Source organism: Burkholderia sp. IO2 (assembly GCF_029522185.1).
Lineage (GTDB): Bacteria > Pseudomonadota > Gammaproteobacteria > Burkholderiales > Burkholderiaceae > Burkholderia > Burkholderia cenocepacia.
Genome location: NZ_JAKWFH010000044.1, coordinates 19,633 through 36,721, shown reverse-complemented (window position 1 = coordinate 36,721; position 17,089 = coordinate 19,633). Strand labels below are relative to the sequence as shown.

At 68.8% G+C, this 17,089-nt stretch carries 12 protein-coding genes; 5 read left to right on the top strand and 7 right to left on the bottom strand.

All coding sequences use genetic code 11. The annotated features are described in order from the left end of the window. Nucleotides 1–49 precede the first annotated feature (49 nt). The 6 genes from cls to dapC all read right to left on the bottom strand — a co-directional run bounded on the left by cls (nt 50) and on the right by dapC (nt 6,238). Entirely contained in the window at nt 50–1,489 is a 1,440-nt protein-coding gene (gene cls / locus MMB92_RS25255; RefSeq protein ID WP_034201582.1) for a cardiolipin synthase, read from the bottom strand. A 132-nt stretch (nt 1,490–1,621) separates the two neighbouring features. Then, entirely contained in the window at nt 1,622–2,530 is a 909-nt protein-coding gene (prmB, locus tag MMB92_RS25250; protein ID WP_006488226.1) for a 50S ribosomal protein L3 N(5)-glutamine methyltransferase, read from the bottom strand. An 11-nt stretch (nt 2,531–2,541) separates the two neighbouring features. Then, the gene (gene dapE, locus MMB92_RS25245; RefSeq protein WP_006493370.1) at nt 2,542–3,681 is read right to left on the bottom strand and encodes a succinyl-diaminopimelate desuccinylase; all 1,140 of its coding nucleotides are present in this window, start codon (nt 3,679–3,681) and stop codon (nt 2,542–2,544) included. A gap of 83 nt (nt 3,682–3,764) precedes the next feature. After that, nucleotides 3,765–4,133 (bottom strand): ArsC family reductase, encoded by a 369-nt coding sequence (locus tag MMB92_RS25240; RefSeq protein ID WP_006478478.1) that lies wholly within the window; start codon nt 4,131–4,133, stop codon nt 3,765–3,767. After that, nucleotides 4,133–4,960 (bottom strand): 2,3,4,5-tetrahydropyridine-2,6-dicarboxylate N-succinyltransferase, encoded by an 828-nt coding sequence (gene dapD / locus MMB92_RS25235; RefSeq protein ID WP_006478479.1) that lies wholly within the window; start codon nt 4,958–4,960, stop codon nt 4,133–4,135. Before dapD ends, MMB92_RS25240 begins: the two co-directional genes overlap by 1 nt. Before the next feature lie 45 nt (nt 4,961–5,005). Beyond that, entirely contained in the window at nt 5,006–6,238 is a 1,233-nt protein-coding gene (dapC, locus tag MMB92_RS25230; protein WP_006488235.1) for a succinyldiaminopimelate transaminase, read from the bottom strand. 159 nt (nt 6,239–6,397) lie between these two features. Between dapC and MMB92_RS25225 the strand changes: the two genes are divergently transcribed. The 5 genes from MMB92_RS25225 to def all read left to right on the top strand — a co-directional run bounded on the left by MMB92_RS25225 (nt 6,398) and on the right by def (nt 15,122). After that, nucleotides 6,398–7,339: a DMT family transporter gene (locus tag MMB92_RS25225; protein WP_006488241.1), complete on the top strand. Its 942-nt coding sequence runs from the start codon at nt 6,398–6,400 to the stop codon at nt 7,337–7,339. 138 nt (nt 7,340–7,477) lie between these two features. Then, the gene (gene smc, locus MMB92_RS25220; RefSeq protein WP_006488233.1) at nt 7,478–10,990 is read left to right on the top strand and encodes a chromosome segregation protein SMC; all 3,513 of its coding nucleotides are present in this window, start codon (nt 7,478–7,480) and stop codon (nt 10,988–10,990) included. Nucleotides 10,991–11,075: 85 nt separating this feature from the next. Next, nucleotides 11,076–12,350, top strand: coding sequence for a cell division protein ZipA C-terminal FtsZ-binding domain-containing protein (locus tag MMB92_RS25215; protein ID WP_006498677.1), 1,275 nt, complete (start codon nt 11,076–11,078; stop codon nt 12,348–12,350). 166 nt (nt 12,351–12,516) lie between these two features. Then, nucleotides 12,517–14,592, top strand: coding sequence for an NAD-dependent DNA ligase LigA (gene ligA / locus MMB92_RS25210; protein WP_006498678.1), 2,076 nt, complete (start codon nt 12,517–12,519; stop codon nt 14,590–14,592). Further along, nucleotides 14,589–15,122, top strand: coding sequence for a peptide deformylase (gene def, locus MMB92_RS25205; RefSeq protein WP_006484650.1), 534 nt, complete (start codon nt 14,589–14,591; stop codon nt 15,120–15,122). The genes ligA and def overlap by 4 nt, the downstream gene beginning before the upstream one ends. Before the next feature lie 78 nt (nt 15,123–15,200). Here the strand turns inward: def and MMB92_RS25200 are convergent, their stop codons facing one another. After that, the gene (locus tag MMB92_RS25200; RefSeq protein ID WP_080466963.1) at nt 15,201–17,081 is read right to left on the bottom strand and encodes a pseudouridine synthase; all 1,881 of its coding nucleotides are present in this window, start codon (nt 17,079–17,081) and stop codon (nt 15,201–15,203) included. Nucleotides 17,082–17,089 lie beyond the last annotated feature (8 nt).

The following is a 17,089-nucleotide window of genomic DNA, read 5'->3' as shown; positions in this document are numbered from 1 at the left end:
GCGTGCGCCGCGCCGATGCGGATCGTGCGGGGGCGGCTCGCGCTGGCCGTCAAAGGATCGGCGCGAACAGCCGCGCGACGTGCATCGCGATGCGCCGCCAGGCGGGCGACTGCCGGTATTCGTCCGCATCGACCTCGTAGGCCTGCGCGAAGTCGGCATCGAGCATCGCCTCCACTTCGTGGGCGAACGCGCGGTCGACGGTCATGACCATGACCTCGAAATTGAGGCGGAACGAGCGGTTGTCGAGATTCGCGCTGCCGATCGCCGCCGCGATGCGGTCGATCAGCACGACTTTCTGGTGCAGGAAGCCGGGCCGGTAGCGGAACACCTTCACGCCGGCATCGACGAGGTCGCGCGCGTAGAGCTTCGACGCCTCGAACACGACGTAGTGATCGCGCCGGCTCGGGATCAGGATGCGCACGTCGACGCCGCGCATCACGGCGAGCTTCAGCGCGGAAACCACGGCTTCGTCCGGAACCAGGTACGGGGTGGTGATCCAGACCCGCTCGCGGGCGGCATTGATCGATTCGACGAAGAACAGCGAGCCGGTTTCCTGCTTGTCGGCCGGCCCCATCGGCACCGCGAGGCAGTGCATGCCGTCGCCGGGCTGCGCGGGCGGCGGCAGCGCGATGGGCGGCAGCTTCTGCGTCGCCCAGTGCCAGTCTTCGGCGAACACGTACTGGATGCTCGCCACCACGGGGCCGCGTATCTCGATGTGGGTGTCGCGCCATGGCGACAGGCGCGGCTTCGCGCCGAGATATTCGACGCCGACGTTGTGGCCGCCGACGAACGCGCGATTGCCGTCGACGACGACGATCTTGCGATGGTTGCGGAAGTTCAGCTGGAAGCGGTTGACGAATTTCCGGTTGGTCGCGAACGGATGGACCTCGACGCCGCCCCGGCGCAATGCGTCGACGTAGCTGTGCGGCAGGTCGAAGCTGCCGATGCTGTCGTACAGCAGGCAGCAGCGCACGCCGGCCGCCGCGCGCGCAAGCAGCGCATCGCGCATCATCCGGCCGAGCGCATCGTCGCGCACGATGAAGAACTGGACGAGCACGTAGTCGCGCGCGGCGTCGATCGCCGACAGGATGGCGGAGAACGTCGCGTCGCCGTTCACGAGCGTGCGCACCGAATTGCCGCCGAGGAACGGCATGCCGCCGAGCCGCGTGAGCGCGAGTACGGCAGCCTGGCCGAGTGCGTCGGCGGCGGGCCCGTCGGTCGCGTCGGTGGTGCGCCACGGCGAGCGCGGTGTGTGCGTGCGCAACATTTCCAGCTCGTGGCGCCGGGCGTCGACGTAGCCGGAGAATTTGCTGCGGCCGAGGAACAGGTACGGGACGAGCGTCAGGTACGGCATGGCCGTGAGCGAGACGGCCCACGCGATCGCGCCTTGCGACGTGCGCGTGTTCATGATTGCGTGGCACGCCGCGACGATCCCGAGCACGTGGACGGTCAGGATCAGGGTGCCGAGATGTAGCCAGTCGAGGGTCATGGGCGCGTAAAGGACTCCCGAGCGGACTCCCGAGGGGATTCCGCAGGTCGTGCGGCCGGGCGGCCGCCTACGCGCATCTTACCCAACCGTGCAGCGCAGTGGTGCGCCGCACGGCGGGTGGGCCGGGAACGCTCAGGCCTTGCGCGGCAGGTCCGACGCCTGGATCAGGAACACGGCGTCGTCGCCCGCGCTGGTGGGCAGCCACGTGAGCTCGAGGCCGCCGAATGCCGCTTCGACGTGCTCGCGCTCGTTGCCGATCTCGACGACGAGCACGCCGTCGTCATGCAGCCAGCGGTGCGCTTCGGCGACGATACGTCGCACGATGTCCATCCCGTCGTCGCCGCCGGCGAGCGCCATCTCCGGCTCGTGCCGGTATTCGGGCGGCAGCGCGGCCATCGACGCGGCGTTCACGTACGGCGGGTTCGTCAGGATCACGTCGTAGCGCGAGTCGGGGTCGGTGCGGAACGCGGGCAACGGTGCGTACAGGTCGCCGCGGTGCAGCCCGATGCGGTCTTCGAGGCCGTAGTCGCGCACGTTGATTGCCGCGACTTCGAGCGCCTTGTCCGACAGGTCGACCGCGTCGATCTCGGCGTTCGGGAACGCGCTCGCCGCGAGGATCGCGAGGCAGCCGGAGCCGGTGCACAGTTCGAGCACCGCGCCGACCTGCTCGGGGTCGGCGACATACGGTTGCAGTCCGTCGTCGAGCAGTTCACCGATGAACGAGCGCGGCACGATCACGCGTTCGTCGACATAGAAGCGGTGGCCGTGCATCCACGCTTCATGCGTGAGGTACGCGGCCGGCACGCGGTCGGTCGCGCGTCGTTCGATCACCGCGAGCACGGCCGCGATTTCGTCGGGCAACAGGCGCGCGTCGAGGAACGGCTCGAGCGTGTCGAGCGGCAAATCGAGCGTATGCAGCACGAGGTAGGCCGCTTCGTCGTACGCGTTGTCGGAACCGTGGCCGAACGCGAGCTTCGCTTTCGAGAAGCGCGTGACCGCGTAGCGCAGCAGATCGCGGACTGTGGCAAAAGGTGTCGTCATGCGAGGCTCCGTCAGGCGATCAGTTGTTCGAGCACGCGTCGGTACACGTTCTTCAGCGGGTCGACGAAGCGCACCTCGATGTGCTCGTCGATCTTGTGGATGCTGCCGTTCGGCGGGCCGAATTCGATCACCTGCGGGCAGATGCGCGCGATGAAGCGGCCGTCCGACGTACCGCCCGTCGTCGACAGCTCGGTCGTGATGCCGGTTTCGGTGCGGATCGCGTGTTCCAGCGCGCCCGACAGTTCGCCGCGCGGCGTGAGGAACGGCAGGCCGCTCACCGACCACTTCAGCGTGTATTCGAGGCCGTGCTTGTCGAGGATCGCGTGCACGCGGGCCTGCAGGCCTTCGACGGTGCTCGCGGTCGAGAAGCGGAAGTTGAACAGCAGGTCGGCGTGGCCGGGGATCACGTTGGTCGCGCCGGTGCCGGCGTGCAGGTTCGACACCTGCCAGGTGGTCGGCGGGAAGTATTCGTTGCCGGCGTCCCATTGCTCGGCGGCGAGCTCGGCGAGCGCCGGCGCGAGCAGGTGGATCGGGTTCTTCGCGAGGTGCGGATACGCGATGTGGCCCTGCACGCCCTTGACGACCAGTTCGCCGGACATCGACCCGCGGCGGCCGTTCTTGACGACGTCGCCGAGCTCGGTGGTCGACGTCGGCTCGCCGACGATGCAGTAGTCGAGGCGTTCGCCGCGTGCCTGCAGCAGTTCGACGACCTTCACGGTGCCGTCGGTGGCCGGGCCTTCCTCGTCGCTCGTGATCAGGAACGCGATCGCGCCGCGATGGTCGGGATGGGCCGCGACGAATTCCTCGGACGCGACGACGAACGCCGCGAGCGACGTCTTCATGTCGGCCGCGCCGCGGCCGTACAGCTTGCCGTCGCGATGGGCGGGGATGAACGGCGGCGAGGTCCACTGTTCGAGCGGGCCGGTCGGCACGACGTCGGTGTGGCCCGCGAACGCGAGCAGCTTGCCGTCGCGGCCATCGGTGCCGCGCTTGACGGCCCACAGGTTGGTCACGCCGTGCGACGCGATGGTCTCGCATTCGAAGCCGAGCGCGGCGAGGCGCTCGGTCATGATCTGCTGGCAGTGCTGGTCGTCGGGCGTCACGGACGCGCGGGCGATCAGCTGTTCGGTAAGGGCTAGGGTGGCGGACATGGTTCGGACCACTTTCGATAAAAAATGCCGGCGCGGTGGCCGGCAGCGACAGGGCGGCGCCCGTGGGCGCAGCGCGGGCAACCCTATGCGGCAAACAGCGCCGCGTATTGATCGGCCACGAAGCCGAGCGATTTCACGCGGCCGTTGACGACGAGCACGGGGCGCTTGATGACCGACGGCTTGTGGATCATCAGTGCGACCGCGCCGGTCTTCGTTTCGGCAGCCGCCTTCATCGCGTCGTCCAGGCCGCGCCACGTGGTGCCGCGCTTGTTCACGAGCGCGTCGAGCGACACGTCCTTCAGCCAGTCTTCGATCAGCGGTGCGCTGACGCCGAGCTTCTTGAAATCGTGGAACTCGAATTCGACGCCGTGATCGTCGAGCCACACGCGGGCCTTCTTCACGGTGTCGCAGTTCGGAATGCCGTAGACGACCACGGTGTGCGGCTTCGCCATCAGTCGCCTCGCAGCAGCTCGTTCAGGCCGACCTTCGCACGCGTCTTCGCGTCGACCTTCTTGACGATCACCGCGCAGTACAGGCTGTGCGAGCCGTCCTTCGACGGCAGGTTGCCGGCGACGACGACCGAGCCGGCCGGGATGCGGCCGTAGCTGACTTCGCCCGTCTCGCGATCGTAGATCTTCGTGCTCTGGCCGAGGTACACGCCCATCGAGATCACCGAGTTTTCCTCGACGATCACGCCTTCGACGACTTCCGAGCGCGCGCCGATGAAGCAGTTGTCCTCGATGATGACCGGGTTCGCCTGCAGCGGCTCGAGCACGCCGCCGATGCCGACGCCGCCCGACAGGTGCACGTTCTTGCCGATCTGCGCGCACGAACCGACCGTGGCCCACGTGTCGACCATCGTGCCTTCGTCGACGTACGCGCCGATGTTGGTGTACGACGGCATCAGCACGACGTTCTTCGCGATGAACGAGCCGCGGCGCGCGATGGCCGGCGGGACGACGCGGAAGCCGCCCGCGGCGAAGTCTTCGGCCGTGTAGTTCGCGAACTTCGACGGCACCTTGTCGTAGAACTGCGAGTAGCCGCCGGCCGGCATCGGCGCGTTGTCCTCCAGGCGGAACGACAGCAGCACGGCCTTCTTCAGCCACTGGTGGACCGTCCAGTTGCCGTCGATTTTCTCGGCGACGCGCAGTGCACCCTTGTCGAGTTGCTCGATCGCGTGAGCGACGGCTTCGCGGACGTCGGCGGGCGCGGCCTTCGGCGACAGCTCGGCGCGGTTTTCCCAGGCGGTATCGATGATTTGCTGAAGTTGTTGCGACATGTTCGTTTTCGCAGGAGATGGATGGAATTGATCGGGATGGACGTCTTACCGCGCGAGAGCGCGGCAGAAATCGACGATGCGTTGCGCGCCCTCGACGCATTCGGGGGTGCCCGCGACGAGCGCGATCCGGATGAAATCGCGGCCCGGGTTCGTGCCGTGCGCATCGCGCGCCAGGTACGAGCCGGGCAGAACCGTCACATTATAGTCGGCGTACAGGCGGCGGGCGAACTCGGTGTCCGACAGGCCGGTGCGCGACACGTTGGCCCACAGGTAGAACGCGGCGTCGGGCAGCTTCACGTCGATCACGTCGGCGAGCATCGGTGTGACCGTATTGAATTTCTGCAGGTACAGCGCGCGGTTCTCGCGCACGTGCGCCTCGTCGTTCCACGCGGCGATGCTCGCGTGCTGCCAGACCGGCGACAGCGCGGCGCCGTGGTACGTGCGGTACAGCAGGAATTGCTTCAGCAGCGCGGCGTCGCCGGCGACGAAGCCCGAACGCATGCCCGGCACGTTCGAGCGCTTCGACAGGCTCGACAGCATCACGAGCCGCTCGAAGCCGCGGCCGAGGCGGTGCGCGGCCTCGAGGCCGCCGAGCGGCGGCGCCGCTTCATCGAAATAGATTTCCGAATAGCACTCGTCGGACGCGATCACGAAACCGTGGCGGTCGGACAGCGCGAACAGCTCGCGCCAGTCGTCGAGCGTCAGCACGGCGCCCGTCGGGTTGCCGGGCGAGCACACGTACAGCAGCTGCGTGCGCGCCCAGACTTCATCGGGCACGGCCGCGTAGTCGCACGCGAAGTTGCGGGCCGGGTCGCTGTTCGCGAAATAGGGTTCGGCGCCGGCCAGCAGCGCCGCGCCTTCGTAAATTTGATAGAAAGGATTCGGACAGAGTACGATCGCCTTCTTGCCGTCCGCGGCCGGGCGCGCGTCGATCACCGTCTGCGCGAGCGAGAACAGCGCCTCTCGGGAGCCCGACACCGGCAGCACCTGCGTGGCCGGATCGACCGCCGGCAGCCCGTAGCGGCGCTCGAGCCAGTGCGCGATCGACGTGCGCAGCGCGTCCGAGCCGGCGGTGGCCGGGTACGACGCGAGGCCGTCGAGCGCGGCCACCACGGCGTCGCGGATCAGCGCCGGCGTCGCGTGTTTGGGCTCGCCGATGCCGAAGCTGATCGGTTTGAGGTCGCCGGAAGGCGTCACGTCCTTGAACAGGGCGCGCAGCTTTTCGAAGGGATAGGGCTGGAGCGAGTCGAGTCGAGGGTTCACGGGCGAAGCGGCCATCGCGGCCGGTTGGAGCGAAAGAAGCGGCGGGCGCGCCGCGCGGCTGCGAACGGGCGCGTCGGGCGCGCGGGTCGCAGCGGACGATTATAGCGTGACGGAATGCGGTCACGGCCTGCCGGAACGGCGGCCGGGCCGGTCGAATAAAGGGTATCGAACCAAATGAACAACGCGGTACGCGGCAGTCTGCCGACGCTGGCCATCCTGATCGGCGCGTCGGTATGGGGCCTGATCTGGTATCCGCTGCGGATCCTCGCGTCGCTCGGCGTGACGGGCACGCTGGCGAGCGCGCTGACGAGCCTCGTCGCGTTCCTGTTCGTGATCGTCGCGCGCCACCGCACGATCGCGACGCTGCGCTGGCACTGGGTGCTGCCGGGCATCGCGGTGACGGCCGGCGTGACGAACCTCGGGTTCGTATGGGGCACGATCCACGGCGAGGTGCTGCGGGTGATGCTGCTGTTCTACCTGACCCCGGCCTGGACCGCGATCTACGCGCACTTCCTGCTGCGCGAACGGCTGACCTGGGCCGGCGCGGGGCTGGCGGCGCTGTCGATCGGCGGCGCGATGCTGATGCTGTGGTCGCCGAAGCTCGGCTTGCCGCTGCCGGCCAACCCGGCCGAATGGGCCGGTCTCGCCGCCGGGCTGAGCTTCGCGATGAGCAACGTGCTCGTGATCAAGGCGAGCCGCGAGCTCCCCGAGATGCGCGCGGAAATGCGCACCGCGACGCTGTTCGGCGGCGCGGCGGTGTTCGGCGCGATCGCGTCGCTGTTCGAAGGGCTGCCGGCCGTGCCGGCGAGCGGCCAGCTCGGCGTGGCCGCGCTGATCATCGCCGCGATCGGCGTGACGATGGCGTCGAACAACCTGCTCGTCCAGTACGGCCTCGCGCGCGTGCCGGCGAACCGCGCGTCGATCATCATGCTGTTCGAGATCGTGATCACCGCGCTGTCGGCGTGGGTGTTCGCGAACGAGTTGCCGACCGCGCGCGAGTGGGCGGGCGGCGCGTGCATCGTGCTGGCGACGCTGCTGTCGAGCCGGGTCCATCGTGCCGCGCCGGCACCGGGCAAACCCGGCGACGGTCGGGACGGCGCACGCGCGATGGTATGATGGAAGCCGTTTGCGGGGCCAACGCGGGATGCGCGCGGCCCCGTTTTTGAATTCCGGGGCGCGTGGCGCGCAGGGGCTCTCCGGCCCCGCGCCGTGCGGCCCCGTCCGTTTCACACCTTCTTCACATCCGATACCGCCGTGCGTCTGAGCTCGATCAAACTCGCTGGCTTCAAATCCTTCGTCGATCCCACGCATTTCCAGGTTCCGGGCCAGCTCGTCGGCGTGGTCGGCCCGAACGGATGCGGCAAGTCCAACATCATCGATGCCGTGCGCTGGGTGCTCGGCGAGTCGCGCGCGTCCGAGCTGCGCGGCGAATCGATGCAGGACGTGATCTTCAACGGTTCGACCGCCCGCAAGCCCGGCAGCCGGGCCAGCGTCGAACTGATCTTCGACAACTCCGACGGCCGCGCGGCCGGGCAGTGGGGCCAGTACGGCGAGATCGCCGTCAAGCGCGTGCTGACGCGCGACGGCACGTCGAGCTACTACATCAACAACCTGCCGGCGCGCCGCCGCGACATCCAGGACATCTTCCTCGGCACCGGCCTCGGCCCGCGTGCGTACGCGATCATCGGGCAGGGCATGATCGCGCGGATCATCGAGGCGAAGCCCGAAGAGCTGCGCGTGTTCCTCGAGGAGGCCGCCGGCGTGTCGAAGTACAAGGAACGCCGCCGCGAAACCGAGAACCGCCTGCACGACACGCGCGAGAACCTGACGCGCGTCGAGGACATCGTGCGCGAACTCGGCGCGAACCTCGAGAAGCTCGAGGCGCAGGCGGTGGTCGCGACCAAGTACAAGGAACTCGTCGCCGACGGCGAGGAGAAGCAGCGCCTCTTGTGGCTGCTGCGCAAGAACGAGGCGGCCGGCGAGCAGCAGAAGCAGCAGCGCGCGATCGAACAGGCGCAGATCGACCTCGAGGCGCAGACGGCGAAGCTGCGCGAAGTCGAGGCGCAGCTCGAGACGCTGCGCGTCGCGCATTACTCGGCGAGCGACGCGATGCAGGGCGCGCAGGGTGCGCTCTACGAGGCGAATGCCGAGGTGAGCCGCCTCGAAGCCGAGATCAAGTTCATCGTCGAATCGCGCAACCGCGTGCAGGCGCAGATCGCCGCCCTCAACGCGCAGCGCGAGCAGTGGCGCGCGCAGGCCGAGAAGTCGCAGGACGAGCTCGAGGAAGCCGAAGAGGCGCGCGCGATGGCCGACGAAAAGGCCGCGCTCGCCGAGGACAACGCGGCCGCGAAGCACGATGCGCTGCCGGCGCTCGAAGCGAAGTGGCGCGACGCGCAGGCGCAGCTCAACGACGAGCGCGCGCGGATCGCGCAGACCGAGCAGTCGCTGAAGCTCGAAGCCGCGCATCAGCGCAACGCCGACCAGCAGCTCCAGCAGCTTCAGCAGCGCCACGAGCGCCTGAAGAGCGAAGCGGGCGGGCTCGACGCGCCGGACGAGACGCAACTCGAAGAGCTGCGCATGCAGCTGGCCGAACAGGAAGAGATCCTCGCGGAAGCCCAGGCGCGCCTGGCGGACGCGCAGGAAACGGTGCCGCGTCTCGACGGTGAACGCCGCGCCGCGCAGGAGCGCGTGCAGGCTGAAGCCGCGCAGATCCACCAGCTCGAAGCGCGCCTCGCCGCGCTGAAGCAACTGCAGGAGAACGTGCAGACCGAAGGCAAGGTGCAGCCGTGGCTCGACAAGCACGAGCTCGGCGCGCTGCCGCGTCTGTGGAAGAAGCTGCACGTCGAGGCCGGCTGGGAAGCGGCGCTCGAGGCCGTGCTGCGCGAGCGTCTCGCCGCGCTCGAAGTATCGAATCTCGACTGGGTGAAGGCCTTCGCGAGCGATGCGCCGCCCGCGAAGCTCGCGTTCTACGCGCCGCCCGCGGCCGGTGAGCCGCCTGCCGCGGTGGCCGGGCTGCGGCCGGTGCTGTCGCTCGTGCGCATCGACGACGCGGGCATCCGCGCGGTGCTGAACGACTGGCTCGGCAACGTCTATGTCGCCGACGACGTCGCGCAGGCGCTCGCGACGCGCACGCAGCTGCCGGCAGGCGGCGCGTTCGTCGTCAAGGCCGGCCATATCGTCACGCGTGTCGGCGTGCAGCTGTACGCCGCCGATTCGGAGCAGGCCGGGATGCTGGCCCGCCAGCAGGAAATCGAGAACCTGGCGCGCCAGGTGCGGGCGCAGGCGCTGCTCGCCGACGAGGCGCGCACGGCCGCCGTGCGGGCGGAAGCCGCGCACACGCAGGCCACGCAGGCGCTCGGCGACGTCCGGGCCCAGGCCGAACGGGCGACGCAGCGCGTGCATGCGCTGCAGATGGACGTGCTGAAGCTCGCGCAGGCGCATGAACGCTATACGCAGCGCAGCACGCAGATCCGCGAGGAGCTCGAGGAAATCGGCGCGCAGATCGAAGAGCAGCGTGCGCTGCGCGCGGAATCGGAAGCGAATTTCGAGCGCTTCGACGGCGAGCTCGCCGAACTGCAGGCGCGTTTCGAGGACAACCAGCTCGCGTTCGAGTCGCTCGACGAATCGCTGACGCAGGCGCGTCAGGAAGCGCGCGACCTGGAGCGCGGCGCGAACGACGCGCGCTTCGCCGCCCGCAATGCGGTGACCCGGATCGACGAGCTCAAGCGCACGATCCAGGTGGCGCACGAACAGAGCGAGCGCGTCGCCGCGTCGCTGGAAGACGCGCGCGCCGAACTCGAGACGATCAACGAGCAGACCGCGCACACCGGCCTGCAGGACGCGCTCGAGATTCGCGCGGTGAAGGAAGAGGCGCTGCAGGCCGCGCGGATCGAGCTCGACGACCTGACCGCGAAGCTGCGCGCGTCGGACGAGCAGCGGCTCGTCGCCGAGCGTTCGCTGCAGCCGCTGCGCGACCGCATCACCGAGCTGCAACTGAAGGAGCAGGCCGCGCGCCTGTCCGTCGAGCAGTTCGCCGAGCAGCTCGCGACCGCCGAGGTCGACGAGGCCGCGCTGGCCGCGAAGCTCACGCCGGATCTGAAGCCGTCGTACCTGCAGGGCGAAGTCACGCGCCTGAACAACGCGATCAACGCGCTCGGCCCGGTGAACATGGCCGCGCTCGACGAGCTGAAGGCCGCGAGCGAGCGCAAGGTGTTCCTCGACGCGCAATCGGCCGACCTGATCGACGCGATCACGACGCTTGAGGATGCGATCCACAAGATTGACCAGGAAACCCGCACGCTGCTGCAGGGTACCTTCGACGAGGTCAATCGTCATTTCAGCGACCTGTTCCCGCGCCTGTTCGGCGGCGGCCAGGCGAAGCTGATCATGACGGGCGACGAGATCCTCGATGCCGGCGTGCAGGTGATGGCGCAGCCGCCCGGCAAGAAGAACGCGACGATTCACCTGCTGTCGGGCGGCGAAAAGGCGCTGACCGCGACCGCGCTGGTGTTCGCGATGTTCCAGCTGAACCCGGCGCCGTTCTGTCTGCTCGACGAGGTCGACGCGCCGCTGGACGACGCGAACACCGAGCGTTTCGCGAATCTCGTGCGCGCGATGTCCGACAAGACGCAGTTCCTGTTCATCTCGCACAACAAGATCGCGATGGAAATGGCGCAGCAACTGATCGGCGTGACGATGCAGGAACAGGGCGTGTCGCGGATCGTTGCAGTGGACATGGAAACCGCCGCGGGTTTTGCCCAGAATTGACGTTTGACGAAACCGGACCGCGTTCGCGCGGCGCATGGGCGCCCGTTCGCGGTCCTGACGAAAAAGAATTGCTGATGGAGCGTGCATGGACGAGTTGACACTCGGTTTGATCGGCGCGGGCGCCGTCGTGGTGGGCGGCGTCGTGGTCTACAACGCATGGCAGGGCGCGAAAGTGCGGCGCAGGATGCCGCGCCCGATGCCGGAAGAAGCGGCCGAGGCGATGAACCGCCCCGAGCGCGACGAAGAGTTGCCGTTCATCGAGCCGGTGCGTCAGCCGGTGCGCCGCGAGCCCGCGGCGCCGGTCGCGGCGGCGACGGCGGCGGCCGAAACCGCGCGCGTCGAGCCGACGTTCGGCGGGGCCGCGCCGGCCGATACGCCGGCCGACCTGCAGGCAGAGGCGACGGGCGTCGACACGTCGGCCGAATCGAGCGAACCGGCTGCCGGCGAAGAGGCCGTGCCCGCCGCCACGCATGACGCGGCGGCCGAACCGGCCGAGCCGACCGAACCGGTGATGCCGGCCGCGACGACGGTCTCGTCGGCGCCGCCCGCGATCGTCGATCGCCGGATCGACTGCATCGTGCCGATCCGCCTCACCGGCCCGCTGCCGGGCGACAAGATCCTGCCGGTCGCGCAGCGGCTGCGCCGCGCGGGCAGCAAGCCCGTGCACATCGAAGGCAAGCCGGAAGGCGGCCAGTGGGAGCTGCTGCAGAACGGCGTGCGCTACGAAGAACTGCGCGCGGCCGCGCAGCTTGCGAACCGCAGCGGCGCACTGAACGAGCTCGAATTCTCCGAATTCGTGACGGGCGTCCAGCAGTTCGCCGACGCGATCGACGGCGCGCCGGAATTCCCGGACATGATGGAAACGGTCGCGATGGCGCGCGAGCTCGACGCGTTTGCCGCGCAGTGCGACGCGCAACTGTCGATCAACGTGATGTCGGACGGTGCGCCGTGGTCCGCGAACTACGTGCAGGCGGTCGCGTCGCAGGACGGGCTGCTGCTGTCGCGCGACGGCACGCGCTTCGTGAAGCTCGACGCCAAGCAGAACCCGGTGTTCATGCTGCAGTTCGGCGATACGAACTTCCTGCGCGACGACCTGACGTACAAGGGCGGCAACATGATCACGCTGGTGCTCGACGTGCCGGTGGCCGAAGAGGACATCCTGCCGTTCCGGCTGATGTGCGATTACGCGAAGTCGCTGTCCGAGCGGATCGGCGCACGCGTCGTCGACGACTCGCGCCGGCCGCTGCCGGAGTCGACGCTGCTCGCGATCGAGCAGCAACTGATGAAGCTGTACGCGAAGCTCGAGGAAGCGGGCATCCCGGCCGGTTCGCCGGTCACGCGCCGCCTCTTCAGCCAGTAACGCGCCGGGCGCGGACGGCGGTATTCGACACCGTCGTTCGTCGCTGCGGCGAGCACGTTTCATGTGCGCTGCAGCACGTCATCCGGCCCGCATTGCGTGCCCCGCTGCGGCGTCAAACTGAGATAATCGGGCATCCGATTTTTTTCAGAACGACTCTGCCGCCAGCATGGCCCGAACCCAAGCCGAACCGCCAGCCAGCCAGCCCGACGCGCGCGCCGCGTGGCTGCGCGACCAACTCGAGCGGGCGAACTACGCCTATTACGTGCTCGACCAGCCGGATCTGCCCGACGCCGAATACGACCGGCTGTTCCGTGAGCTGCAGCAGCTCGAAACCGACCATCCCGAACTCGTGACGCCCGATTCGCCGACGCAGCGCGTCGGCGGCGAAGCGGCCGGCGGCTTCACGCCGGTCGTCCACGATGCGCCGATGCTGTCGCTGAACAACGGCTTCGCCGACGAGGACATCGTCGCGTTCGACAAGCGCGTCGCTGATGCGCTCGCCAAGGCGACCGATCTCGCCGGCTCGGTGACCGACCCCGTGGAATACGCGTGCGAACTGAAGTTCGACGGCCTGGCGATTTCGCTGCGCTACGAGAACGGCGTGTTCGTGCAGGCCGCGACGCGCGGCGACGGGACGACGGGCGAGGACGTGACCGAGAACGTGCGCACGATCCGCTCGATTCCGCTGAAACTGAAGGGCAAGCACGTGCCGGCCGTGCTCGACGTGCGCGGCGAGGTGCTGATGTTCAAGCGCGATTTCGCACGCCTGAACGAACGCCAGCGCGCGGCCGAGCAGCGCGAATTCGCGAACCCGCGCAACGCGGCGGCCGGCAGCCTGCGCCAGCTCGACTCGAAGATCACCGCGCAGCGGCCGCTGTCGTTCTTCGCGTACGGGATCGGCGTGCTCGACGGGATGCCGATGCCCGACACGCACAGCGCGCTGCTCGACTGGTACGAGGCGTTCGGCCTGCCGGTGAACCGCGAGCGCGCGGTCGTGCACGGCGCCGAAGGTTTGCTCGACTTCTTCCGCAAGGTCGGCGAGAAGCGCGAGTCGCTGCCATACGACATCGACGGCGTCGTCTACAAGGTCAACCGGCGCGACGAGCAGGAGCGGCTCGGCTTCGTGTCGCGTGCGCCGCGCTTCGCGCTCGCGCACAAGTTCCCCGCGCAGGAAGCGCTGACGAAGCTCGTCGCGATCGACGTGCAGGTCGGCCGCACCGGCGCGATCACGCCGGTCGCGCGCCTCGAGCCGGTGTTCGTCGGCGGGGCGACCGTGACCAACGCGACGCTGCACAACGAGGACGAAGTGCGCCGCAAGGACATCCGGATCGGCGACACCGTGATCGTGCGCCGCGCGGGCGACGTGATTCCGGAAGTGGTCGGCGCGCTGCTCGACCGGCGCCCGGCAGACGCGGCCGAATTCGTGATGCCGACCGAATGCCCGGTGTGCGGCTCGAAGATCGAGCGCCTGCCGGACGAGGCGATCGCGCGCTGCACCGGCGGGCTGTTCTGCCCGGCGCAGCGCAAGCAGGCGCTGTGGCATTTCGCGCAACGCCGCGCGCTCGACATCGACGGTCTCGGCGAGAAGATCATCGACCAGCTCGTCGAACTGAATCTGGTGCGCACGCCGGCCGACCTGTTCAATCTCGGGTTCGCGACGCTGGCCGAACTCGACCGGTTCGCGGAGAAGTCCGCGCAGAATCTGCTCGATTCGCTCGAGAAGGCGAAGCACACGACGCTCGCGCGCTTCATCTACGGGCTCGGCATCCGCCATGTCGGCGAATCGACCGCGAAGGATCTCGCGAAGCATTTCGGCTCTCTGACGCCGATCATGGACGCGTCGATCGAGGAACTGCTCGAAGTGAACGACGTCGGACCGATCGTCGCCGAGTCGATTCACCAGTTCTTCGCGGAAGAGCACAACCGGACGGTGATCGAGCAGTTGCGCGCGCCGGGCAAGGTCACGTGGCCGGAAGGGCCGCCCGCGCCGAAAGCGCCGCAGGGCGTGCTCGCCGGCAAGACGGTCGTGCTGACCGGCACGCTGCCGAATCTGACGCGCGATGCGGCGAAGGAAATGCTCGAAGCGGCGGGCGCCAAGGTGGCCGGCTCGGTATCGAAGAAGACGGATTACGTGGTCGCGGGCGCCGAAGCCGGCAGCAAGCTCGCGAAGGCCGAGGAACTCGGCATCCCCGTGCTGGACGAAGACGGTCTGCACCAACTCCTGGAGGGTAATACGCCATGATTCGCGAGATCCTGAAGATGGGCGATCCGCGCCTGCTCGAAGTCGCCCAACCGGTCGAGCGGTTCGATACACCCGAGCTGCACGAGATCGTCGCGGACATGTTCGAGACGATGCACCACGCGAACGGCGCCGGGCTGGCCGCGCCGCAGATCGGCATCGGGCTGCAGATCATCATCTTCGGCTTCGGCAACAACAACCGCTACCCGGATGCGCCGCCGGTGCCCGAAACCGTGCTGATCAACCCGAAGATCGAGTACATGCCGCCGGACATGGAAGAGGGCTGGGAAGGCTGCCTGTCGGTGCCGGGGATGCGCGGCGTCGTCAGCCGCTACGCGAAGGTGCGCTACAGCGGCTTCGACCAGTTCGGCCAGAAGATCGATCGTGTCGCCGAGGGGTTCCACGCGCGCGTGGTCCAGCACGAATACGATCACCTGATCGGCAAGCTGTATCCGATGCGGATCACCGATTTCACGCGCTTCGGCTTCACCGAGGTGCTGTTCCCGGGGCTCGATCCGGCCGACGACGACTGATCGGCCCGTTTTCGGCAGACAAGAAAAAAGCCCGCTCGAGCGGGCTTTTTCATTGGATGGCGTACCGGGTGCCTGCGGTCAGAACGTCTCGTCGGCCGACAGGTAGCGCCATTGGCCCTGCGGCAGCGCGCCGAGCATCACGCGGCCCATCCGCACGCGCTTGAGGCCGATCACGTCGAGGCCGACCAGTTCGCACATGCGGCGGATCTGGCGCTTCTTGCCTTCGCGCAGCACGAAGCGCAGCTGCTCGCCGTTCTGCCAGCTCACCATCGCGGGCTTCAGCGCGACGCCGTCGAGTTCGAGGCCGTGGCGCAGCTTCGCGAGCGATTCCGCCGGAAAGTGCTGGTCGATGTCGATCAGTCGTTCGCCGAAGCGCACGCGCACCAGGTATTCCTTGTCGATGTCCGACTGCTCGCCGATCAGTTGCTTCGCGATCACGCCGTTCTGCGTCAGCACCAGCAGGCCGGTGGAGTCGATGTCGAGACGGCCGGCCGGCGCAAGCGCATGCAGGTGTTGCGGCGAGAAGCGCACCGGCGAATGATCGCCGCTCCAGCGGTTCGCGCGCGTGATCAGCACGGCCGCCGGCTCGTAGCCGTCTTCCGCCTGGCCCGACACGTAGCCCACCGGCTTGTGCAGCAGGATCGTCACTTGCGCGGCCTGCGCGGCGCTCGCACGCTCGTCGATCTCGATCTTCTGGTCGGCGCGGACCTTGGTGCCGAGCGTGTCGATGCGTTCGCCGTCGACGAGCACCCAGCCCTTTTCGATCCATTCGTCGGCTTCGCGGCGCGAGCACATGCCGAGCTCGGACATCCGCTTCGACAGGCGCATCAGGCCCGTTTCGTCGCCGTAGTCGACGTCGGCCGTCGCGCGCTTGACGGGTTGCGCGGTCTTCACCGCGCCGAACGAACGGCGGTCGCCGTCGCGCGCCGGGCGGGCGGGGCGGTCGCCGAAGCTGCGCTTCGCGCCTTCGCTGGCGGCCTTGTCGCGGTAGGACGGACGCTTGCTGTCGTCGGCGCCTGCTGCGCGGCGCGGACGTGCGTCGTCATCACGGCGCGGCGGGCGATCGGACGACGTGCGGCGGTCGCCGAAGCCGCGCTTCGCGCCTTCGCCGGCGGCCTTGTCGCGGTACGACGGGCGCTTGCTGTCGTCACCACCCGCTGCACGGCGCGGACGCGTATCGTCGTCGCTGCGGCGCGGCGGGCGATCGGACGACGTACGGCGGTCGCCATAGCTGCGCTTCGCGCCTTCGCCGGTGGCTTTGTCGCGGTACGACGGGCGCTTGCTGTCGTCACCGCCTGCTGCGCGGCGCGGACGTGCGTCGTCATCACGGCGCGGCGGGCGATCCGACGACGTACGGCGGTCGCCATAGCTGCGCTTCGCGCCTTCGCTGGCGGCCTTGTCGCGGTAGGACGGACGCTTGCTGTCGTCGGCGCCCGCTGCGCGGCGCGGACGTGCGTCGTCATCACGGCGCGGCGGTCGATCGGAAGACGTGCGACGCTCGCCGAAGCCGCGCTTCGCGCCTTCACCGGATGCGTTGTCGCGATAGGACGGGCGCTTGCCTTCGTCGCCACCCGCGCGACGCGGACGCGCATCGTCATCGCGGCGCGGCGGGCGATCCGACGACGTGCGACGGTCGCCGAAACTGCGCTTCGCGCCTTCACCGGCTGCATTGTCGCGGTACGGCGCGCGCGTGCCGCGCTCGGCACCGCCGTCACGCGGCGCGCGCTTGGCCGGTGCGCGATCCGCGCCCGGGCGTTCGGCGCCGGCGGCGCCGCGCGGCTTGAACGAGCGCTCGCCGGTGGCGGCGGCCGCGGGCGCCTTCTTCGGGCGGGCCGGCTTGTCGCCTGCGGGCGGCGCGGCGGGACGCACCGCCTTGCGGGCGACGAGGCTGCCGGAGCGGACAGGGGCGCGAGTCGGCGACGCCGGCTTCGGATTCTTGACGGTTAATTTGGTGCGCATAAACGCTG